The following is a 21842-nucleotide window of genomic DNA, read 5'->3' on the forward strand; positions in this document are numbered from 1 at the left end:
CGCGGTCGATTCGAGACGGTATTGAGGCGCCAGCCAATGAATGAACTGTTTTACGATGCAGCCCCCAACGCCACCCGGGTTGCACCAGCGCGAGAACCGGAACGCCATTACCCGGAAAAACCGGAGGCGGTCACGCTGTTTGGCACCTGCGTGGCCGATCTGTTCTTTCCGGAGGCGGGGCTGGACGCTATTCGCCTGCTGGAGCGGGAAGGCATCCGGGTGGATTTTCCGCAGGAGCAGAGCTGCTGCGGCCAGCCCGCCTGGACCTCCGGGTATCGGGATGAAGCCAAAGCCGTGGCCCTTGCCCAGTTGGATGTCCTGGATCGGGCCGGCCTGCCCGTGGTAGTGCCCTCGGGTTCCTGCGCGGGCATGTTCCGGCACCATTACCGGGCGCTTTTTGCCGATGAGCCCGACACCCTCCGGCGGGTGGAAGCCCTGGCCGAGCGGACCTTTGAGCTGACGGAATTCCTGTTGAAGGTCTGCAAGGTGGAGTTGGTGGATAACGGAGCGCCGAAAAAGATTGCCCTGCATACCTCCTGCTCGGCCCGCCGGGAGATGAACACCCACCTGCACGCCCGTGAGCTCCTGACACAGCTGGACAGGGTGGAGCGGGTCGATCACGACCACGAGAGCGAATGCTGCGGATTTGGCGGCACCTTCTCGGTGCGAATGCCGGAAGTCTCCGGTGCCATGGTGAAAGACAAGACCCGCTCGCTGGTGGATTCCGGCGCGGTTGAAATGGTTACCGCTGATGGCGGCTGCCTGATGAACATCAACGGCTCCCTGGAGAAGCAGCAGGAAGCCTTCCGGGGCCGGCACCTGGCCAGTTTCCTCTGGGAACGGGTCAATGGTGCCAGCGAAGGGGAGGTCGCATGAGCCAGCGCATTCCGGTGACCGAACTGTCTTCCAGCTTCCGGGGCCGTGCCGAGGAAGCACTTGCGGACGGGCAGCTGCGCAGCAATTTCCGCACCGCGATGGATTCGCTGATGCACAAGCGGGCCAGCGCGTTTCCGGATGCCGACGAACGGGAAGGCCTGCGGGAGCTTGGCAACCGCATCAAGGCCGGTGCGCTGTCCCGTTTACCGGACCTGCTGGAGCGGCTCGAGCAGAAACTGACCGAGAACGGCGTCAAGGTACACTGGGCGGAGACCCTCGAGGAAGCCAATACCCTGGTGCATGGCATCATCGAAGCCCGCAACGGCCGCCAGGTGGTGAAAGGCAAGTCCATGGTCAGCGAAGAGATGGAGATGAACGACTACCTGGCGGAGCGGGGCATCGAATGCCTGGAATCCGACATGGGGGAGTACATTGTCCAGCTCGATGGCGAGAAGCCCTCCCACATCATCATGCCGGCGATCCATAAGAACGCCCGGCAGGTATCAACGCTGTTCCATGACAAGCTGGGCGAGCCGGAAACCGAAGACGTCAATCAGCTGATCCAGGTCGGTCGCCGGACCCTGCGCCAGAAATTCATGGAAGCGGATGTGGGGGTATCCGGCGTGAACTTTGCCATCGCCGAAACCGGCACCCTGTTGCTGGTGGAGAACGAAGGCAACGGACGCATGAGCACCACGGTGCCGCCGGTTCACATCGCAGTAACCGGTATCGAAAAGGTGGTCGCCAACCTCCGGGACGTGGTGCCCCTGGTGTCGCTGCTGACCCGCTCGGCCCTCGGCCAACCCATCACCACCTACGTGAACCTGATTTCCGGCCCCCGCAAGCCGGACGAACTGGACGGGCCCGAAGAGGTGCACCTGGTGCTGCTGGATAACGGCCGCAGCGGTGCCTTTGCCGATGCCCAGATGCGCCAGACCCTCAACTGTATCCGCTGTGGCGCCTGCATGAACCATTGCCCGGTATACACGCGAGTCGGTGGCCACACCTATGGCGAGGTCTATCCCGGGCCCATCGGCAAGATCATCACGCCGCACATGGCGGGCCTGGATAAAGTGCCCGACCATCCCAGCGCTTCGTCCCTGTGTGGGGCCTGCGGTGATGTATGCCCGGTCAAGATTCCGATCCCAGAGCTTCTGCAGCGTCTGCGCCAGGAAAATGTGAAGAACCCTGGGCAGCCGCAGCAGGTGAAGGGTGGCGGCGCCAAATTCTCCCGAACGGAACGGTGGCTCTGGCGCGGCTGGCAGATGCTCAATACCCGGCCGGCGCTGTATCGGAGCTTCCTCTGGGCCGCTACCCGCTTCCGGGCGCTGGCGCCGAAAAAGGCCGGCCCCTGGACCGAAAATCACAGTGCGCCGGTGCCCGCCCGCCGGTCCCTGCACGACCTGGCGGCGCAGCATCTCGATCACAACGGAGGCCGGCCATCATGAGCGCCCGCGCGAACATCCTTGGTAAATTGAGAAACAGCCTGGCCGGTACCACACCCCGCCCGGACGAGTTTGATGAGCGCCTGGTGACTGAACCCTGGCGTTATGCGCCGCAAGACCGAATCGCCCGGTTGCGCAGCCTGATGGAAGCGGTTCACACTGAAGTACACCCGTGCAGCTCTGACAACTGGCCGGAGCTCGTGGCCGGGCTGTTGGCCAGGCGGAACCTCACCAACCTGTTGTGCGCACCCGGCAAAGAGCATGGTCGGGCGCTGCAGACGCATTTTGACGCTACCGGGCAGCCGGTCCGCCTGCTGGCCTACGATCAGCCGGTGGAAGCCTGGAAAGAAGAGCTGTTCTGGAACGTGGATGCCAGCCTGACCGGCACCCTCGGCGCCATCGCCGCAACGGGCACACTGGTGCTGTGGCCGGATCGCCAGGAACCCCGGCTGATGAGCCTGGTGCCGCCGGTGCACATTGCCCTGCTGAAGGCCAGTGAGATTCATGACAATCTGTATGACATGATGGTGGCTCAGGACTGGGCGGCGGGGCTGCCCACCAATGTCTTGCTGGTGTCCGGCCCGTCCAAGACCGCCGATATCGAACAGGTTCTGGCTTATGGCGCCCACGGCCCCCGTGAGCTCATCGTGCTGATTCTGGAGGATGTATGAGCTTTTCTTCAGCGGTGCTGGCGGAGATCCGCCAGCGGATTCCGGACAACCGGGTTTTTGATGATCCGGTTTCCACCCTCGCCTTTGGAACCGACGCCAGTTTTTACCGGCTGATTCCCAAGGTTGTGGTACGCGTTCAGGACGAGGGAGAAGTGATCGATCTTCTGGCCCTGGCCCGCAAACATCACGTACCAGTGACCTTCCGGGCCGCCGGTACCAGCCTCTCTGGCCAGGCGATCAGCGATTCCATCCTGATCGTGCTGGGTGACCAGTGGAGCGGCCACGACATCCGCGATGACGGCCGTCAGATTCGTCTGCAACCCGGGGTCATCGGTGCCCAGGCCAACGCCTGGCTGGCGCCCAGGGGCTATAAGATCGGCCCGGACCCGGCCTCCATCAACGCCTGCAAGATTGGCGGCATTGTTGCCAATAACGCCAGTGGCATGTGCTGCGGCACCGCCCAGAACAGCTACCACACCCTGGCCGGCATGCGCCTGGTGCTGGCGGATGGGGCCGTGCTGGATACGGAAGATGCGGCGAGTGTCGCGGCCTTCCGCGACAGCCACGGTGAATTGCTGGCTGCCCTGAACAAGCTGGCTATCAACACCCGGGAGAATCCGGAGCTGGCAGACCGCATTCGCCACAAGTACCGTCTGAAAAACACCACCGGGCTTTCCCTGAACGCGCTGGTGGATTTTACCGACCCCGTCGATATCCTGACGCACCTGATGGTGGGTTCCGAGGGCACGCTCGGTTTCGTCAGCGCAGTCACCTACAACACCGTACCGGAGTACCCGGACAAGGCCACCGCTTTGCTGGTGTTCCGGGATGCCCAGAGCTGCTGCCGTGCGGCGTCGGTTCTGAGATCCCAGCCGGTGGCAGCGGTGGAGCTGCTGGACCGCCGCAGCCTCCGGTCGGTGCAGGACAAGCCGGGCCTGCCCAACTGGATACATGGTCTCTCCGAGGGCGCCTGTGCATTGCTTGTGGAAAGCCGGGCTCCCGGTCCCGGTGTGCTGGACGAGCAACTGGCCCGCATTCGTGAGGCACTGGCGGGCTTCCCTCTGGAGCAGCAGGTTGATTTCACCCGGGATGCCGGGGTTTCCGGCCAGCTCTGGGCCATTCGCAAGGGCACCTTCCCGGCGGTGGGCGCGGTTCGGCCTAACGGCACCACGGTTATTATCGAAGACGTGGCGTTTCCCATCGATCAGCTTGCCGAAGGTGTCACCCGGCTTCAGCAGCTGTTCGTGAAGCACGGCTATAACGATGCCATCATTTTCGGCCACGCACTTGAGGGCAACCTGCACTTTGTCTTCTCGCAGGGTTTTGGTGACCCCGCCGAGGTGGCCCGTTACGAAGCGTTTATGGCAGACGTGGCTCAGCTGGTGGCGGTGGAATTTGGCGGTTCGCTGAAGGCCGAGCACGGCACTGGCCGCAATATGGCGCCGTTCGTGGAGCTGGAATGGGGCCACGATGCCTGGCAACTGATGTGGCAGATCAAGCGCCTGCTGGATCCCGAGAATCTGCTGAACCCCGATGTTGTGCTCTCGGAAGATCCGCAGATTCACCTGAAAAACCTCAAGCCGCTGCCAGAGGCGGATCCGCTGGTGGATAAATGCATCGAGTGTGGATTCTGTGAGCCGGTGTGTCCCTCCGAAGGGCTCACCCTGTCTCCGCGCCAGCGCATCGTGATCTGGCGGGATATCCAGGCACGCCGGCGTGCCGGTGAGGATACCCGGGAACTGGAAAAGGCCTGGCAGTATCACGGCCTGGATACCTGCGCCGCAACAGGTCTTTGTGCCCAGCGTTGCCCGGTGGGCATCAATACCGGAGATCTGGTTCGTAAGCTGCGCAGTGAAAAGGCCTCTGGACAGGCCGTGGCCAACCAACTGGCCAGGCATTTTTCGGCTGCCCTGAAGGCGACCCGGTTTGTGCTGGCCGGAGCTTCTGGCGTGGAGCGGCTCCTGGGCGCACCGCTGCTGACCCGTATCAGCGCCGGGGTTCGCAAGATTTCCGGCGGCCGGGTGGCCCAGTGGGATCCGAGCATGCCCCAGCCGGTGCGGTTTGTATCATCGGCCCCGAAAGCCGGAGATGATGGCCGCCCCCGGGTGGTCTATATGGCCGCCTGTGTGTCCCGAACCATGGGCCCGGCCCGGGGTGACAAGGCACAGGAACCGTTGATTGCGGTTACCCGACGGCTGTTGGAGAAAGCCGGGTATCAGGTGGTGTATCCGGATGCCGTCGACAACCTGTGTTGTGGTCAGCCGTTTGCCTCCAAAGGCTACCCGGAGCAGGCTGCGACCAAGAAAAACGAACTGCTTGCGGCGCTGTTGAGGGCGAGCCGAAACGGGGTGGATCCCATCTACTGCGACACCAGCCCCTGTACATTGCAGATCCGGGAGGCGGCTGCCGAGGCGGGACTGGCGTTGTTTGACCCGGTGAAGTTCATCCGAGAGCACTTGCTCGAGCGCCTTGATTTTGAGCCGGAACAGACGCCGCTGGCAGTGCATGTAACCTGCAGTACCCAGCATCTGGGTGAGGCCGAGGGGCTGATCGACATTGCACGGCGTTGCAGCACCAGGGTGGTTGTGCCCGAGGGCATTCACTGCTGCGGCTTTGCCGGCGACAAGGGATTTAACGTGCCGGAGCTCAATGCCCACGCCCTGCGGACCCTGCCGGAGCAGACCGCCGACTGCGAGGAGGGGATATCCACCAGCCGTACCTGCGAGATTGGCCTCAGCCGGCACAGCGGGGTTGATTACCACGGGCTGGTATACCTGGTAGACCGGGTCACCAGACCACGGGCAACTCCTTAGCGGCTATTTCATTTCAAAGCCGCATTTGCGCAGGAATTCGCGCATGTGCGGCCGTAATTTTGAGGTGAACAGTGGCTTGAGCTGTTCGGACCATGTAGTGTCCTTGTTGCCTCCGGTACGCTCCTGATAGTAATCGTTCATGGTGCGGTCGAACCCTGCTACCAGTTCCTCGTCCCTGGCATCGGTGTAAACATCTTCCCTGAGAATTGCCTCCACTGGCAGCCGGGGTTTCACCTCGGGATTCTGATCCGGGTAGCCCAGGCACATGCCGAATACCGGATAGACATGTTCCGGAAGCCTGAGAGTCTCGCTGATTTCCGCAGGATTGTTACGTATGCCGCCGATGTAACACAGGCCGAGCCCCTCAGATTCCGCGGCTATGGCGACATTCTGTGCCATCAGGCTGGCGTCTATGGTGGCGACCAGCAACTGTTCGGTCATGCCCCGGATAACCTCAGCCCCGGCCCGGCCTGCCGCATCGGTTGAGCGCCTCATATCAGCGCAGAACACCAGAAAATCCGAGCAGTCGGCGATGTAGCTCTGGCCGCCAGCCAACTCGGCTATTTTCCGGCGGTTATCCGGGCTGATCACATGAATAACCGAATACGCTTGCACATGGTTGGAGGTGGCGGCGCACTGGCCGGCACGAATCAGCTCTTCCAGCAGCTCCCGGGAAATTTTCCGGTCGGTAAACTTGCGGATGGAACGGTGGGATTTCAAGAGTTCGATGGTTGGATTCATGACGACTCGCAGTTGGTTCAGACTCGGGGCCAAAGAAAAATCGAAGTGTGCAGGTTACGATCCTTCCAGTGTTGAACGCAAAAACAGCGTGATCCGGTCTGATCAGTAACCCCGGAATTGTGCGCGCCGCTTGGCAATAAACGCCGACACACCCTCCGCAAAATCCTCAGTCCGGGTCATGTCAAGGAACGCCGCCCGTTCGGCCTCCAGATGCGCCGCCAACTGGTTGCCGTTGGCCCGGTCGGTAAGCTGGCGGAAAGCGCCAAACGCCCGGGTCGGCCCGTTGGCGACTTTTTCGATGATCCCGGCCAGCAGGTTTTCATACTCTTGCTCAGGGGCGAACTCGGTGATCATGCCCCAGGCTTTCGCTTCCGCTGCGCTGAGGGTTCGCCCCAGCAGCATCAATTCCGCCGCCCGGCCTGCGCCGATCCTGTGCGCCAGGAACCAACTGCCGCCACAGTCGGGGACGGCGCCAATGCCGTTGTAAGCCACCAGGAATTTTGCATCCTCCCGGGCTACAACCAGATCCGCCATCAATGCCAGGCTGAGCCCCGCTCCGGCGGCTACGCCCTTCACCGCTGCGATTACCGGGGCATCCATGCTGCGTAACAGCAGGATGGCCGGATTGACGGCATCCAGGATGGCGCCGATTGCATCGCCGGCCTGCTCAGGTGTGCCGGCCATACTGGCTACGTCACCGCCTGCCATAAAGGCGCGTCCCGCCCCTGTCAGCACCACGCAGCGTAAGCCTGGCTGCGCTTTCAGCTCCCGGACACCGGCGAGAAAGGCTTCTGCCAGGGGTACATTGATCGCGTTCAGGGCTTCTGGCCGGTTGAAGGTCAGTGTTGCTACGCCGGTTTTGGCGTCGACTGCCGTGTTTACCAGACTGTCTGTCATCGATAAGTACCCGGTCTCTTTTTGCAGGTCTGAGGGCCTGAGCCCTGCGTATTCATTTCTGTTATTTCTCAGGTAACAGGATAGAGCGGTTTGCTTAATGTTGCCTGATTGGACTACTTTAAATCTGGACCGGGGTTAACCCCGGCGACAAGAAATAACAAAAAATTACAATCATCTTCGGGCGTGGGATGGGTATCGGCAGAGCGTGTTCGCGTATCTGTGCACCCTGCGCCAGGGGTGCCGGGAGGTAACGTGAGCATCCTCGATATCAGTAACCTGTCTCTGTCGTTTGGTGGTGTCAAGGCCCTGCAGGATGTCAGTTTCCGTGTGCCCGAAAACACCATCACGACCATTATCGGCCCGAACGGTGCCGGTAAGACGTCCCTGTTCAACTGCATTTCCGGGTTCTACAAACCCCAGCAGGGTACGGTCAGTTACGAGGGCCAGGTGCTTTCAAGCGGTATTAAACCGCCTCAGAGAGCCTCACTGGGTCTGGCCCGGACCTTCCAGAATATTGCCCTGTTCCGGGGTATGACGGTACTCGACAACATCAAGCTTGGCGCCCACGTACACATGAAGAGCGGCCTGCTCAGCGCACTGGCCTATTTCGGCCCCGCCCGTCGGGAGGAAATGGCGGTCCGCAGGGATGTTGAAGAGCGGATTATCGATTTCCTGGAAATCGACCATATCCGCCGTCAGCCGGTGGCGAGTCTTTCCTATGGATTGCAAAAACGGGTGGAACTGGCCCGGGCCCTGGCCATGCAGCCGAAAGTGCTGATGCTGGATGAGCCGGTGGCTGGTATGAACCGGGAAGAAAAAGAGGACATGGCCCGCTTTATCCTGGATATCCGGGAAGAGTGGGGCATCACCGTGCTGATGGTGGAGCACGACATGGGCATGGTCATGGATATTTCCGACCACATTGCGGTGCTCAACTTTGGCCAGGTCATTACCGAGGGCTTACCGGCGGATGTTCAGAAAAACCCCGAGGTGATCAGGGCCTACCTGGGCAACAGTGACATCGACAGCCTGCGCAGGAAGCTCAATCCGGAAGGGGAGGCTGCCTGATGGATTGGCTGTTCTTCGGCGAAATCAGCCTGGCAGGCCTGGCCATGGGCGGGCTCTATGCCCTGATCGCCCTGGGCTTTGTGATCATCTACAAGGCGACCCGGGTGATTAATTTCGCCATCGGCGAAATTATGATGTTTGCAGCCTACCTGTTCCTGGCGTTTGCCGGTGGTATGGAGCTCTCGGCCTGGATCGCGCTGCCGATGGCGGTAATCGGCGGCAGCATCCTGGGCGGGGTGATTGAAAAAACCATGATTCGGCCAATGCTGGGTGAATCCCCGATCTCGGTGGTGATGGTGACTATCGGTATCGCCAGTATCCTGGTGGGCCTGGTGGAGTTCATCTGGACCGCTAATCCGCAGCTGCTGCCCAGCTTCCTGCCCCGGGAGCCGGTGTTTATCGGCCCGCTCTATCTCGCGCCTAAAATTGCCTACGGTTTCCTGATCGGTGCCACCCTGTTGATTATTTACCTGCTCTATTTCCGGTTCTCCCGGGGTGGTGTCGCGTTGAGGGCGACCGCCTCGGATCAGGCCGCGGCCTATTCCATGGGCATCAACGTGCGTCGCGTTTTCAACATGGCCTGGGTGTTCGGTTCTCTTGCCGCGTCACTGGCCGGTGTGCTGGTAGCCGCGACCGGCGGCCTCAGCCCCCAGTTCGGGATCATTGGGCTGAGTGTGCTGGTGGTGGTGATTGTTGGCGGCCTGGACAGCATTCTGGGTGCCCTGGTGGCCGGCGTGTTTATTGGCTGGCTGGAAACGGTGGCCGGCGCCTATCTGGGTGGTGAGTACCGGATGCCGGCGACGTTTCTGGTGCTGGCGGTGATTCTGGTGATCCGCCCCTATGGCCTTTTTGGCACCCACGAAATAGAGCGAGTGTAAGATGCGCATCGGTGACGCAAAACAGAGTTACGAGGCCGATGAGGCAATCTGGACCAGCCAGACCCAGAAACTGTGGTTCGGGCTGTTCCTGCTGATTCTGCTGCTGTTCCCGTTCATGGTTGATTCGTATCTGCTGTACCTTGGTTGCCTTGTCGGCATTGCCGTGATCAGCACCACCGGCCTGAACATCCTGACCGGTTTTACCGGCCTGATTTCCCTCGGGCAGGCCGGTTTCATGGGCGTGGGGGCCTACACCGTGGCCTGGCTGTCCCTCAATACCGGCCTGCCGTTCCCGGTAACCCTGGTGCTGGCAGGGCTTATGGCTGCCGCGGCGGGGATTCTGGTGGGCCTGCCCTCGCTTCGGGTCAAGGGACTTTACCTGGCGATCGCCACCCTGGCCGCCGGTGTGTTCCTGCATTTCATCTTTGCCGAGTGGGAATCGGTCACCGGCGGCATGGGCGGCCTGAGCCTGGAACCGGCTCACCTGTTCGGGTGGACCTTCCAGAGCGATTTCATGATGTACTTCATCATCGTGCCGCTGGCGGTTCTGATGGTGTTTGCCGCCCGCAATGTGTTCCGGACCCGGATTGGCCGGGCGTTTATCGCCATCCGGGATCGGGATATTTCCGCCGAGATTCTTGGTATTAACCTGCTTCGCTACAAGCTGATGTCATTCGCGCTAAGCTCCTTCTATGCCGGAGTGGCCGGCGGCCTTTTCGCGTATTTCTTCCGGGTGGTGACGCCGGAGAGCTTTCCGCTGTCGATGTCGATTTTCTATCTGGCTGCGGTCATCGTGGGCGGCATGGGCAATTTGCTCGGAGGCATACTCGGTGCGGCCTTTATGACTTTGGTCCCGGAAGCGCTGAAACTGCTGACCGCAGCCCTGACGCCCTTTTACCCCAACGCACCTGTGTTCATGTCGCCAATGCTGGAGATTATTTTTGGCGCCCTGATCGTGGGCTTCCTGATTTTTGAACCCCATGGCCTCGCGGAAATATGGCATCGCATCCGCCGTTTTTTCCGCTTGTGGCCGTTCCGGAATTAATCGTGTTTCAACGAGCCTTTCAACGGGCTTTTCACCGAGAAACCGTGCAACACCAACAACAAGAAGCAGCAAGGAGAAGAAACATGTTCAGAAACATCCTCAAAAAAGGTCGCCGGCTTGCCGGGCTTGGCAGTCTGGTTGCTGCAATAACGATAGCCGCCCCGGCCATGGCCCAGGACAAGGAACCCATCGTGTTCGGTGGCTCCATACCACTGTCCGGTGTGTTTGCCTTTGCCGGCATCCATATCCACGCCGGTCTGACCGACTACACGGCCTGGATTAACAGCCAGGGCGGCATCAATGGCCATCCGGTAAAGTATGTGATGGAAGACACCGCCTACGAGGTGGATCGTTCAGTGGCCGCTTTCAAGAAGATTTCCGGCAGCAGCTCGCCGGCCACCTATTACGGTGACAGCACCGGCTTTATGAAGACCATCGCCTCGGAGCTGAACAGCCAGGGCACCACACTGATGAGCGGTGCGTCCTTTGCTACTGCACTGACCGATAACGAGCAATACCCCTACCAGTTCATCCCTGGCCCCAGCTACAGCCAGATGTTCGGCATCATCCTGGAGTACATTGCAAACCAGGGTAAGGACGGCGACACGCCGACGGTGGCCTTCGTTTACAGCGATACCGAGTTTGGCAAGGACCCAATCAAAAACGGCAAGGCCCGGGCCGCCGAGTTGGGTATTGAAGTGGTTGAGGACATTGTTACCAAGCCCGGTAGCGTGGACGTATCGGCAGAAGTCCTGAAGCTGCGTCGCGTTCGCCCCGACTTCGTGGTGTTCCACGGCTACGTGCTGTCTCCGATCAATGAGTTCATGGTTCAGATGCGCCAGATGGGGCTGGACACCCAGTTCATGGGCACCTTCTGGTCCTCGGACAAGCTGATCATCGACAAGATGGGTGCGGATGCCGATGGCTACATGGGCGTGATGCCCTACAACTACTACGACAGTGAGGAAAGCGGGCCGATGCTGGATGCGCTGAGGGCGCAGGCCGAGAAGAGCGACCCGAAGGCCGGCTACCGCCCGACCGGCTATATGCAGGCCTGGTTCAACGCCATGGTGTGGACCGAAGTGGTCAAGCGTACCCTCGATGCTGGCAAGGAGCTGACGGCTGACAATATGGCCGCCTCCCTGGCGTCCATCGAGGACTGGGACACCGGTGGTATCATCGGCATTCCGGTCACGGTGAAGGATATGTCGTTCCCGGTTGGGCGTATCTGGCGTGTGAATGCCGGGAAAGGCCGTTACGAGCCGGTATCGGACTGGATTCACCTCGACTGAGGGGCTGTATGGAAGCCTTACTGGAAATCGATAACATCGAGGTGGTTTACAACAAGTCGGTACAGGTCCTTCGGGGCCTGTCACTGCGGGTGCCGGAGGGCGCCATTGTGGCGCTCCTTGGCTCCAACGGGGCCGGCAAATCCACCACATTGAAAAGCGTTTCCGGCCTGTTGACCCTGGAAGACGGTGAGGTAACCGCCGGGGAAGTCCGATTCCAGGGCAAGGATGTAAAAGGCACGCCACCGGAGAAGCTGGTGCGTAACGGGTTGTTCCATGTGATGGAAGGCCGCCGCGTGTTTGAGGATCTGACGGTGGAAGAGAACCTGGTTGCCGCCACCTACGCGCTCAGTGGCAACAAGCCCTCCCTGAGCGACAGCTACGAGCTGGTCTATAACTACTTTCCGCGCCTGAAGGAGCGCCGCAAACAGCTGGCGGGGTATCTGTCCGGCGGTGAGCAGCAGATGCTGGCCCTTGGCCGGGCACTGATTGCCCAGCCGAAGCTGATCATGCTGGATGAGCCGTCACTGGGCCTGGCGCCGTTGCTGGTGGAGGAAATTTTCACCATCGTGGCGCGGATCAACCGGGAGCAGGGCACCGCCATTCTGCTGGTGGAGCAGAATGCCGCCGTTTCTCTGGCGATTGCCTCTTACGGTTACATCATGGAGAACGGCAAGATCGTGATCGATGGCCCGGCGGATAAACTCACCGCCAACGAGGATGTCCGGGAGTTTTACCTCGGGGTCGGCGGCAGGGAAGGCGAGGTCCGCAGTTACCGTGACATCAAGCACTACAAACGCCGTAAACGGTGGCTTTCATGACAACACCTTCCATACCCGATCTTACCCTGACTCAAATGCTGCGGGCCCACGCCAAAGACCGGCCCGACGCGCTGGCCCTGCGCCAGAAAGAGTTTGGCATCTGGCAGGCCTGTTCCTGGCAGGATTACTACCAGCGTGCCCGGCATTTCGGGCTGGGGCTCCGTGCCCTCGGCCTTGAAGAGGGCGGCCATGTGGCTATTATCTCGGAAAACCGGGTGGAGTGGGTGATCGCCCAGATGGGCATCGGCATGGTTCGGGGGATCTGCGTTGGCGTTTATCCCACCAGCCCGTGGAACGAGGTGGCCTACGTTCTCGCGCACAGTGATGCGGAAATTGTGGTGTGTGAGGACCAGGAACAGACCGACAAGGTGCTTGAAGCCTGGCCCCAACTGCCAACGCTGAAGTACACCATCGCCATTGATAGGAAGGGCCTTCGTTACTATCCGGAGCCCCCGGCGGCGTTCGAGGATATCGAAGCCAGAGGCCGGGAGTTTGAAAAAGAGCACCCCGGGCTGGTGGATGAACTGCTGGATGGCCAGCAGATGGACGACACCGCCCTGATGGTCTACACCTCCGGCTCTACCGGTCGGCCCAAGGGAGCGATGATTACCTGGGGCAATCTCCATGCGGCAGCGCCCGGCCTCATTGAGCTGCTGCAGGCAGACGAGCACGGCTCCAGTCTTTCCTACCTCCCGCTATGCCATGTGGCGGAGCAGGCGGTTACCAACATTGCACCGGTTTACGTGGGCAGCACGGTCAGCTTTGGCGAGAGTCTGCGGACAATCCAGGAGGATTTGCGAGAAATTGCGCCGACCTTTTTCCTGGGGGTGCCCAGAATATGGGAGAAGCTGCATTCGTCCATTTACATCAAGATCCAGGAAACCGGCCGGTTCCGGCAGGCGCTGTTTAACCGGGCTGTCCGGGCTTGTTCGCCGATGGCGACCAAGTCCCGTGGCCAGTGGAGCCTGAGGGAAAAGTGCCTCTTCGGCCTCAGTTACTGGCTGGTGTTTCGTGCATTGCAGAATTTCATTGGCCTGCGCCGGTGCACCATCGCAATGACCGGAGCCGCCCCCATTTCCACCGGTATTCTTGAGTTCTTCCGGACCATTGGTATTCCCCTGGTGGAAGTCTATGGCCAAACGGAAAGCACCGGCGTTGCCACCGCCCAGCCCGTGGACGATGTGCATCTCGGAACCGTGGGTGTCGCTATTACCGGCGTAGAGGTCAAACTCGGCGAGCACAACGAGATCATTATGCGCGGCGGCAGCATGTTCAAGGGCTACTACAAGAACGACGAGACCACCGCCTCAACCCTGAAAGATGGCTGGCTACACACCGGTGATGTGGGCGAATGGCGGGACGGCCAGCTCAAAATTGTTGATCGCCTGAAAGACATTATCATCACCGCAGGGGGTAAGAACCTTTCCCCGACCGGGATCGAAAATACCATCAAAGCCAGCCCTTATATCAAGGAATGCATTGTGATTGGCGAGGCCCGGAAGTATGTCTCCGCCCTGATCCAGATTGATTTCGACACGGTTGCCAAGTGGGCCGAGCAGGAGCGGATTGCCTACACCACCTTCCGCAGCCTGGCCGAGCAGGAGCGGGTGAACGAACTGATTCAGGCCGAGGTGAACAAGGGCAATGAACAGCTGCCCCAGGTGGCGCAGATCAAGCGTTTCCACCTGCTTGCCAAGGAGCTCGACCATGATGATGATGAAGTGACTGCGACCATGAAGGTGCGCCGGAGCAAAATCTACGAAAAATACATGGACCTGATCGAGTCGCTCTACGCCTAGCGCAGAGGGAGTTCGGAGTCAGATAATTCGGATCAATCCGCACAATCGGAGTGAATCATCGTCCCCTGCGAGGCCGTTGAACTGCGTAGAGATTTGTTAATGGTTTTCCGAAATAAATGTCGCTGAATCTGTCATGCACCGGTATTTCGGGTTGTGTTTCTGCTTTTCTTTCCTGAGGATGGAAGCACTTAAAACTCACCAACTCCGTCAATGAGGCGATCTATGTCACTGAAAGACGAACTGATCAGAAAAGCCGAAGCACAGTTGGATGCGTGGGAGAAGGAAGCGGATTCCCTGAAAGCCAAGGCCAAGGCAAAAGAAGCCGAGGCCCAGAATGAGAAGGCCAGTGCGGACATCCAGCAGAGCGCATCCGATGCCTTGCGTTCTGTGGAGGAGAAAATCTCCGATGGCCGGAAAAAACTGGATGAACTGAAGCAGAGCGGGGAAGACAATATGGATTCGCTTCGCAAACAGCTGTCGGATCTTATGGGGCCGGGAAATACACGTTAAGGCTATTGATATTGGCTGTAACAGTGCAAATCTCTGACTGGGTCATCCGAGTCAGGTTTTCCTCATCATCTGGAAATTTCCTCTACAGCTCCGAATTCTACATCTCGGCACCACGTTCGTTGGCAAACATCATGGGCACCACCTGAATGATTTTCGGGTTGCCCGATACTTCTGAGGCCTCGGCTTAACAGCAGAATGAATAGCCAGACGGGACACTGTTTCATACTCCTTTCGTCCCGACTGAGGTTTGCCGAATTTCGATAACCGTTCATCGGCCGCACGGTTAGAATGAAAGAGTGGGCAATATCCATTCCTTCCGGCTGTGTATCGGTGATGCCGGGGCGATCTGTTGGAGTGAAGGCATGCAGCACAAATACTCATACCGGCTGGGTGAGCGGACCTGGCACTTTCGAAGCCTGGCAGACCTGATGGCGAAGGCGACACCGGCCCGCTCCGGTGACCGGCTGGCGGGTGTGATTGCCGAATCCGCCGAACAACGTGTGATCGCGCAGATGTGCCTGGCCGAGCTACCTTTGAAAACGTTTCTGTCAGAAGCACTGATTCCTTATGAGCAGGACGAGGTGACACGCCTGATTCTGGATGAGCACGATGCCAGTGCTTTTCAAACCGTCGCTCACCTCACGGTCGGTGATTTCAGGAACTGGCTGCTCAGTGATCACGCCACACCCGAGGTGATGCTCGGCCTGCGGCCCGGCCTGACCCCGGAAATGGTGGCTGCGGTGAGTAAGCTGATGCGCAATCAGGACCTCATTCTGGTTGCACGCAAATGCTGGGTTCAGACAGCTTTCCGGAACACCATTGGCTTACCCGGGCATTTGTCGACACGGCTGCAGCCCAATCACCCCACGGATGACGTGGCCGGTATTGCCGCGAGTATCCTTGACGGTCTTCTGTACGGCAGCGGTGATGCCGTGATCGGAATCAATCCGGCGACCGATAATGTGGCGCAGGCCACAAAGCTGATGCACCTGATGGACGAGGTGATTCGCAAATACGACATACCAACCCAGTCCTGCGTGCTGACTCATGTGACCAACACCCTCGAAGCGATTGAACAGGGCGCGCCGGTCGACCTGGTGTTCCAGTCCATTGGCGGCACCGAAGCCACCAACAGCAGCTTTGGTTTCAATCTGTCCACGCTTCAGGAAGCCCGGGAGGCGGCTCTCTCCCTCAAGCGGGGGACGGTCGGCCAGAATGTGATGTACTTCGAAACCGGCCAGGGCAGCTCGCTCTCGGCCAACGCCCACCACGGCCTTGATCAGCAAACCTGCGAGGCCCGTGCCTATGCGGTTGCCCGCCGGTTCAATCCGCTGTTGGTGAACACGGTGGTGGGTTTCATTGGCCCCGAATACCTGTTTGACGGCAAGGAAATTATCCGCGCGGGTCTGGAAGATCATTTCTGCGGGAAGTTACTGGGCGTCCCGATGGGGTGTGACATCTGTTACACCAACCACGCAGAAGCCGATCAGAACGACATGGACAATCTGTTGACGCTGCTGGGCGTGGCCGGTTGCACGTTCATTATGGGCATTCCCGGTTCGGACGACATCATGTTGAACTACCAGACCACATCGTTTCACGACGCCCTGTATGCGCGACGTGTGCTGGATCTGAAGCCGGCGCCGGAGTTTGACGCCTGGCTTGAGCGCATGAACATTTTCCAGGACACCGCCCGGTACGAGCCCAGCGTCGCACTGCCTGCCGTCTTTCAGAACAGTCTCAAGGGCCTGGCCCGGGAGAGCGGCAATGACTGATCGCAACAAAGACCTGGTGACTGAGAATGTCTGGCGGTCGCTGCGCCGTTACACCGACGCCCGGATCGGGTTGGGGCGGGCCGGAATCAGCCTCCCGACCTCGGAACTGCTGACCTTCCAACTGGCACACGCACAGGCGCGGGATGCCGTGCATTTTCCACTGGATGTAAACCGCCTGGTTGACGATCTGAACACTCGGGACGCAGTGACCACCCCAAACACACCGCTGTTGTTGCATAGCCAGGCCGAGGATCGCTTCACCTATCTTCAGCGGCCCGATTTGGGCCGGCGTCTGTCCGAGCCGGATCGTGAACGGTTAACGGCGGGGCTCAATCCGGACACGCCGGCGCCCGATCTGGCGATTGTTGTGGTTGATGGGCTGTCCTCGTCTGCCGTTCAGCACAATGTTGCTCCGTTTCTTGCCAGTTTTCTCAATGCATTGGCTCACGAGCCCAGGGACTGGCAGCTGGCGCCTTTGACCATCGTGCAGCAGGGCCGGGTGGCCATTGGCGACGAGGTCGGGGAACTGCTCAAAGCCCGCATTGTGGTGGTGCTTATCGGTGAGCGTCCAGGTCTTAGCTCGCCCGACAGCCTTGGGATCTACCTCACGTTTGGGCCCCAGGCGGGCCTGTCCGACGCGCGACGGAATTGTATATCCAACGTCCGGCCTGCCGGTCTTGATTTTGAACATGCCAGCCAACGCCTCCTTTATCTGATTCGTGAAGCCGATCGCCTGAAGCTTTCAGGGGTAGGTCTCAAGGACAGAACAGAAGAGGTGGTGATCGAAAATCAGCGAACCAACAACAACTTTCTTACTAATGGAATCAACTCTGGAGAATGCAAATGACGACCAGGGAAACTGACTATGAGAGCGAGCCCTGCCCCCTCTGGCGGGATAGTTGGCCAGTTGGCAATTTTTGCGTAAACCGCTGAAGGTTGCCTCCCCATTCCACGTGAGGCCTGCCACCCGGACCGGAGCATGGCTGCCAACCGTCGGAGCGTAGCGACGCGGGGCTCACATTGGTATCTCGGCGGTCGGCTATTCAAAGGTCGATACCTGCCAATCTTTTGATGCCACCAATCAACTGATTAAAACTTTCGGACCGGTTCTCATCCAGTGACAAAGCTGGGCTGATGGTGCCCGTTCCAGCTCCTCATCCTGCTTGCCAAAGTCTTCCTCGTTGGTAATGGCGTAGCCGGTGTCTTTGGTAAGAACTTGATTTCCAGTTCAATGGATTCGGTATCGTCCACGCCCCGGCTGAGAACCTCACGGAACACACCCCTGACTTGTAGGGCCTGTTAAAAGATAGTCGCCAAAAGCCAGTGGTTGACGTATCTGGCTGGTGATGGCCATCAGGATCACATCCGGGCGGCCTTGCTGGTAAGCGGCATTGCTGATTACCACAGCGGGGCGCTTCTTGGTGGCTTGCAGGTTGGTGAAGGGAAAACCCACCAACACCACATCGCCAAACTTACAGGCTGTCGTAGACGGCATTGTCATCGTTATCCCAGACTTTGTTGAATGTGTCCTGGGAAGCCTGGGCGTAATCCTGGCGCAAGTGCTTGTCTTGGTCCCGTTGACTCAGAAAATCGATAAAATCCTCCACTTCCGCCAGGCGGCCGGGTGAGAGGTGTTCCAGTTTTTCCAGCATGTGTTCTACCTGCGGTTGCATATTGAACCCCCTTTAATCCGGATCGCTCACAACGACACAAAAGAAGTCGGATAAAAATGCTTAAGGTACAGTGCGTTAAGGAAATGACCGACATCACCCGCTTGCGAAAATAATACCTGAAACACTGACACTCTCGCCACTTACAACTACGGCAACATGATTGCCTCTGCTGATGGCATCGGGCCGCGTCACCCGCACCAGGCTGGTGGATGACGGTGACACTTTCTATCTTGACCACAAGTACAACGGCCGCTGGCCGCCGTATTCAAACCTGGCCAGGGTGGCGGGTAACCTTTCCCACCCATCTACTGGCTGAATTTTTAAAGAACTAAGGAGCCTCTGATTAAGCTCCGAATACCACCCCGGCGCCCTTCGAATGGGAAGTGCGGTTAGAACGATTATGCACGCCTGAAAAGCATTACAATGCCTGGAAAGCATTTTAATGTAGCTAAACGTGAATTTATTGCGCCAAGACTTGAATAAGTGCAGTATAGTGATCAAAGAGTGGTAACTGTTAACCATTTAGGCAAAGTAATGACAGGCGACTAAAATCATGAAGACCAAACAGGGGTTACTGGAAGCAGTCAATGAAGAGATCCAGCACTTGCAGGCGCTGGCGGGGCGAATCGAGGCATCAGATGAGCCAGATCTGCGCCCTCTTTCGGAGCTGTCCGAGCTTTTGGAGAAACGCAGGAATGCGCTTAATCTCAACCCCACCGAGGTAGGGGAGCTGTGCGGCTTAGCCCCCAATACATACCGAGTCATCGAAAAAGGTAAAGGTAATCCGACGATCCGGACCCTCCAAGGCATAGGTTCGGTTCTCAACTTCAAGCTATGGATCGAGCTGAAATGAGAGCGGAAGTACGAATGAATGGTCGGATGGCCGGTATCCTGGAGCGCGACGGCGAAACGGTTAGGTTTCAGTACGACAAAAAGTACCTGCAACTCCGCCAGCCACTGCAGAACTGGGACAGGTTTATTTTCTGCGGTCTCCGGAATATGACCTCAAAACCCGGACCACCAGTACTGGTTCAGGTATCGCTCTGCTGAGAAAGAAAAGCCGAGGCTGGGCGTTCGCTCGGTGTTTTGCTAGACGGGTCAGGCTTGGATTCTTGGCATCACTTTCTGTGCACCTCATCAACACCTGTCGAATTTACGTCGATGTAACGCTATCAGTCGTCTATTGTATCGGGACATGCCCCGATGCCACTTCAATTCTAGGTCAATGCCGAAACTTATCAATAGGTTAGGGTCGGCGCTCGATTGGTTGTTGAATGATCATCCAAATTTACTTAAAGTGAACGAATTAATAATAAGTAAATGAGGCAAGAGATGTTTGGTCAACCACTTGTGGGCGCTACCGTCCTTCAGGGGGCACATCCGGAAGAGGTGTCTTCGTTCGTCAATCAGCACATTGGGCAGCATCGCCTGGAAATGCTGGGAGAGCAGAAACGGAAGTCCAGTCTTAGCTTCAGGGAATTTGCCGGGTTTGGTTTGTCACAACTTAGTTACGGCAATCGCGTTCGAATAATGAGTCCCGAGTTGGAATCCATTTACCATTTCCAGGTTGTTATCAGGGGTGAGTGTATCTGGCATCAGGCGGGTGAACGGATGAAGGTTCGCCGTGGCCAAGCCGTGATGGTTAATCCCTACGAGAAAATTGACCTGGAGTATTCGGAAGATTGCGAAAAGCTGATCATTAAGGTTCCGGAACCTGCACTGAATAACGCCCGGGAGCTAGCTCATGGACGCTTGCCGGAAAATGGCATTCGTTTTAATCGGGCCCCCGTGGACCTTCGGCTATGTCCGGCACTGGTCAATATCATGGAGGCAGTGCTTTCCGAGCTTGATGACGCTGAAGACGAGGATATAAGTACGGTTTGTGGCCCCTACCGGGAAATCATCCTCAAGAAATTGCTTAAAGTGTTTCCCAGTAACTGGTTATGTCAGGAAAACGGGGCTTTCTGTACGCCCTCACTAAGTAAAATGATCCGTTATATTGAACAGAATGTTCATCGCAATATTGATATCGAAGAACTTTCCAGTATCTCCAACATGAGTGTGCGGTCCATCTACAATGCCTTTTCCAAGGCATTCGCAACCACTCCAAAGTGTTACATCAAGCAGTTGAAATTTCAGAAGTTGCGGGAGGATCTGCTGCAGAGGAAATGCCGAAACGTGACCGAGATTGCCCTGGACTACGGCTTCAGCCACCTGGGCCGGTTTTCGTCGGACTATCGCAAAACTTTTGGTGAGCTGCCCTCTGAGACCATGCGGATGGCCGGTTAATTCCGGCCATTTCCCCCCCCCCTCTGTTGACCGCAGATCTGCCTCGTTACCCGATCACTGCATTCCCTGACCTGCTCAAATAACAGTGAGCCTTCGCTTATGTCGGTGTCCCGCTCCAGACCCAAGAGTGTGATGACGGTGACAATACTTCCGTTGATGTCAAACACGGGCCTGCTCAGCACATTGATTTCGGGCAGGTAATCGCTGAAAAAGGCGCAATAGTTATCCTGTTTAATGGCTGCCAAGTGAGGCTGCAACTCTTCCCGGGTGATAGGTTTACCACAGTGCTTGGGCAATGACCGCGAGTTCTTGTAATACTGGTCCACCAGTTCCTTTCGTCGCTTCGCTGGTAGATGAGCCAGGTAGATTCTTCCGGAGGCGGAGTTTAGCGGCGACAGTTCGGCTCCCAGCCGAACGTTGACTGAGATGGGCAGGCTTGAATCTAGCCACTTGATTACCAGCGGGCCATTTCCGTTCCAGACGGTGACGGACACGGTTTTGTCGGTGTCCTCATTGAGCCGGTCAACGGCCTCGTAACTCAATTGAATGGGGTTGATACGCCGGAGAGCGGAAATGCCAAGGGTCAGACTGGAATTGCCCAGGGTGTACTGAGTGTGGTTCACCTGATTGATGTATCCCTCTCTCAACAGACTGACTAGGTACTTATGGGCTCGGCTGGGTGAAAGGTTCAGGGCTCCCGATAGCTCCTTGAGGGTAGGTGGTCTGGGCGCCACTGAAATGTAGTTGAGGATATGCAATCCGATTTCCAGCGAACCAATTCCCTGCCGCTTTGGACTTTCTTCTGCCATGGAAGTTACCGTTTTCAAATGAGTGGTGCTGCCGTGTACTAGCGCAAGACAGGCGCCCTGGAGACGGCGGGCGCCTGTCTTGCGGTTTGTTGGCAAGGATACCAATTCTGAGAGTCCGGATCTGAATCTATACTTGGCCATAACTTCAACCTGCTGGCCTTCCGGCAGCAGTAGGCCGAAGGCGCAAGTTGTATGCGCGCCACTCTATTCCAGCTTCCAGGTTCCGCGTGATGTTGTAGATCAAGTTTACGCGCTGAGCTTCATTGTTGGTGTCGTTGAACTCGCCGAGTTCGAGTGCGTGGGTCGCGGGAGCGGCGCTGAGGCCGGAAACAATTATCAGCGCCACTAGTGAGTTACGATAGTTCATGCGCCTTCCCCTTGTTGTTTGGCACTTGAACTATCCTTTATTCAGCCCGGGTCAAATATCCTGTTAATGAACATCC

The 21842-nt window shown here is 58.2% G+C and carries 22 protein-coding genes; 16 read left to right on the plus strand and 6 right to left on the minus strand.

The features are described from left to right. The first annotated feature begins 36 nt into the window (after positions 1-36). Genes AC13C0_RS17330 through AC13C0_RS17345 form a run of 4 tightly spaced genes read left to right on the plus strand, consistent with a single transcriptional unit; the run spans position 37 to position 5805 of the window. Complete coding sequence (locus AC13C0_RS17330) at positions 37-876, plus strand: (Fe-S)-binding protein (RefSeq protein ID WP_482954760.1); 840 nt, start codon at positions 37-39, stop codon at positions 874-876. After that, on the plus strand, positions 873-2324 hold the full coding sequence (locus AC13C0_RS17335; RefSeq protein WP_117619242.1) for a LutB/LldF family L-lactate oxidation iron-sulfur protein: 1452 nt from the start codon (positions 873-875) through the stop codon (positions 2322-2324). Before AC13C0_RS17330 ends, AC13C0_RS17335 begins: the two co-directional genes overlap by 4 nt. Next, positions 2321-2992, plus strand: coding sequence for a LutC/YkgG family protein (locus AC13C0_RS17340; RefSeq protein WP_117619243.1), 672 nt, complete (start codon positions 2321-2323; stop codon positions 2990-2992). The genes AC13C0_RS17335 and AC13C0_RS17340 overlap by 4 nt, the downstream gene beginning before the upstream one ends. After that, positions 2989-5805 carry an FAD-binding and (Fe-S)-binding domain-containing protein gene (locus AC13C0_RS17345; RefSeq protein WP_117619244.1) on the plus strand — a complete coding sequence of 939 codons (2817 nt, stop codon included), beginning with the start codon at positions 2989-2991 and terminating at the stop codon, positions 5803-5805. The genes AC13C0_RS17340 and AC13C0_RS17345 overlap by 4 nt, the downstream gene beginning before the upstream one ends. A 3-nt stretch (positions 5806-5808) precedes the next feature. Here AC13C0_RS17345 and nfsA read toward each other — a convergent pair whose 3' ends face one another. Together nfsA and AC13C0_RS17355 are read right to left on the minus strand one after the other, a co-directional pair. Further along, a complete protein-coding gene (gene nfsA / locus AC13C0_RS17350; protein WP_117619245.1) occupies positions 5809-6546 on the minus strand; it encodes an oxygen-insensitive NADPH nitroreductase in 738 nt (245 codons plus the stop codon). Positions 6547-6648: 102 nt separating this feature from the next. Continuing rightward, positions 6649-7443, minus strand: a complete 795-nt coding sequence (locus AC13C0_RS17355; protein ID WP_482954761.1) for an enoyl-CoA hydratase-related protein — start codon at positions 7441-7443, stop codon at positions 6649-6651. 252 nt (positions 7444-7695) lie between these two features. Here AC13C0_RS17355 and AC13C0_RS17360 point away from each other — a divergent pair, with 252 nt between their 5' ends. The 9 genes from AC13C0_RS17360 to eutC all read left to right on the plus strand — a co-directional run bounded on the left by AC13C0_RS17360 (position 7696) and on the right by eutC (position 17475). Further along, the gene (locus AC13C0_RS17360; protein WP_482954762.1) at positions 7696-8511 is read left to right on the plus strand and encodes an ABC transporter ATP-binding protein; all 816 of its coding nucleotides are present in this window, start codon (positions 7696-7698) and stop codon (positions 8509-8511) included. Then, positions 8511-9389: a branched-chain amino acid ABC transporter permease gene (locus tag AC13C0_RS17365; RefSeq protein ID WP_117619248.1), complete on the plus strand. Its 879-nt coding sequence runs from the start codon at positions 8511-8513 to the stop codon at positions 9387-9389. Before AC13C0_RS17360 ends, AC13C0_RS17365 begins: the two co-directional genes overlap by 1 nt. A 1-nt stretch (position 9390) precedes the next feature. Beyond that, entirely contained in the window at positions 9391-10434 is a 1044-nt protein-coding gene (locus tag AC13C0_RS17370; protein WP_117619249.1) for a branched-chain amino acid ABC transporter permease, read from the plus strand. Between the two features lie 83 nt (positions 10435-10517). Next, positions 10518-11726, plus strand: coding sequence for an ABC transporter substrate-binding protein (locus AC13C0_RS17375; protein ID WP_117619250.1), 1209 nt, complete (start codon positions 10518-10520; stop codon positions 11724-11726). An 8-nt stretch (positions 11727-11734) separates the two neighbouring features. Next, positions 11735-12544 (plus strand): ABC transporter ATP-binding protein, encoded by an 810-nt coding sequence (locus AC13C0_RS17380; protein ID WP_117619251.1) that lies wholly within the window; start codon positions 11735-11737, stop codon positions 12542-12544. Continuing rightward, the gene (locus tag AC13C0_RS17385; RefSeq protein ID WP_117619252.1) at positions 12541-14343 is read left to right on the plus strand and encodes an AMP-dependent synthetase/ligase; all 1803 of its coding nucleotides are present in this window, start codon (positions 12541-12543) and stop codon (positions 14341-14343) included. Before AC13C0_RS17380 ends, AC13C0_RS17385 begins: the two co-directional genes overlap by 4 nt. Positions 14344-14565: 222 nt before the next feature. Beyond that, positions 14566-14853 carry a hypothetical protein gene (locus AC13C0_RS17390; RefSeq protein WP_482954763.1) on the plus strand — a complete coding sequence of 96 codons (288 nt, stop codon included), beginning with the start codon at positions 14566-14568 and terminating at the stop codon, positions 14851-14853. 362 nt (positions 14854-15215) lie between these two features. Beyond that, positions 15216-16628: an ethanolamine ammonia-lyase subunit EutB gene (locus AC13C0_RS17395; protein ID WP_482954764.1), complete on the plus strand. Its 1413-nt coding sequence runs from the start codon at positions 15216-15218 to the stop codon at positions 16626-16628. Then, a complete protein-coding gene (gene eutC, locus AC13C0_RS17400; protein WP_482954765.1) occupies positions 16621-17475 on the plus strand; it encodes an ethanolamine ammonia-lyase subunit EutC in 855 nt (284 codons plus the stop codon). Before AC13C0_RS17395 ends, eutC begins: the two co-directional genes overlap by 8 nt. Before the next feature lie 420 nt (positions 17476-17895). On the opposite strand, the gene AC13C0_RS17405 is transcribed toward eutC, so the two are convergent. Together AC13C0_RS17405 and AC13C0_RS17410 are read right to left on the minus strand one after the other, a co-directional pair. After that, positions 17896-18123, minus strand: a complete 228-nt coding sequence (locus AC13C0_RS17405; RefSeq protein ID WP_117619267.1) for a type II toxin-antitoxin system PemK/MazF family toxin — start codon at positions 18121-18123, stop codon at positions 17896-17898. Next, positions 18101-18301 (minus strand): toxin-antitoxin system, antitoxin component, Xre family protein, encoded by a 201-nt coding sequence (locus tag AC13C0_RS17410; protein ID WP_117619268.1) that lies wholly within the window; start codon positions 18299-18301, stop codon positions 18101-18103. The genes AC13C0_RS17405 and AC13C0_RS17410 overlap by 23 nt, the downstream gene beginning before the upstream one ends. A 553-nt stretch (positions 18302-18854) precedes the next feature. Between AC13C0_RS17410 and AC13C0_RS17415 the strand changes: the two genes are divergently transcribed. The 3 genes from AC13C0_RS17415 to AC13C0_RS17425 all read left to right on the plus strand — a co-directional run bounded on the left by AC13C0_RS17415 (position 18855) and on the right by AC13C0_RS17425 (position 20590). Continuing rightward, the gene (locus tag AC13C0_RS17415; RefSeq protein ID WP_117619269.1) at positions 18855-19154 is read left to right on the plus strand and encodes a helix-turn-helix domain-containing protein; all 300 of its coding nucleotides are present in this window, start codon (positions 18855-18857) and stop codon (positions 19152-19154) included. 14 nt (positions 19155-19168) lie between these two features. Continuing rightward, positions 19169-19351 carry a hypothetical protein gene (locus AC13C0_RS17420; protein ID WP_482954766.1) on the plus strand — a complete coding sequence of 61 codons (183 nt, stop codon included), beginning with the start codon at positions 19169-19171 and terminating at the stop codon, positions 19349-19351. 282 nt (positions 19352-19633) lie between these two features. After that, positions 19634-20590, plus strand: a complete 957-nt coding sequence (locus tag AC13C0_RS17425; protein ID WP_482954767.1) for an AraC family transcriptional regulator — start codon at positions 19634-19636, stop codon at positions 20588-20590. On the opposite strand, the gene AC13C0_RS17430 is transcribed toward AC13C0_RS17425, so the two are convergent. Together AC13C0_RS17430 and AC13C0_RS17435 are read right to left on the minus strand one after the other, a co-directional pair. Beyond that, entirely contained in the window at positions 20587-21399 is an 813-nt protein-coding gene (locus AC13C0_RS17430; RefSeq protein WP_482954768.1) for an IclR family transcriptional regulator, read from the minus strand. The two genes, AC13C0_RS17425 and AC13C0_RS17430, sit on opposite strands and share 4 nt — an antisense overlap. Positions 21400-21544: 145 nt before the next feature. After that, positions 21545-21766 (minus strand): hypothetical protein, encoded by a 222-nt coding sequence (locus AC13C0_RS17435; protein WP_482954769.1) that lies wholly within the window; start codon positions 21764-21766, stop codon positions 21545-21547. Positions 21767-21842 lie beyond the last annotated feature (76 nt).

Source organism: Marinobacter sp. B-21 (assembly GCF_056857895.1).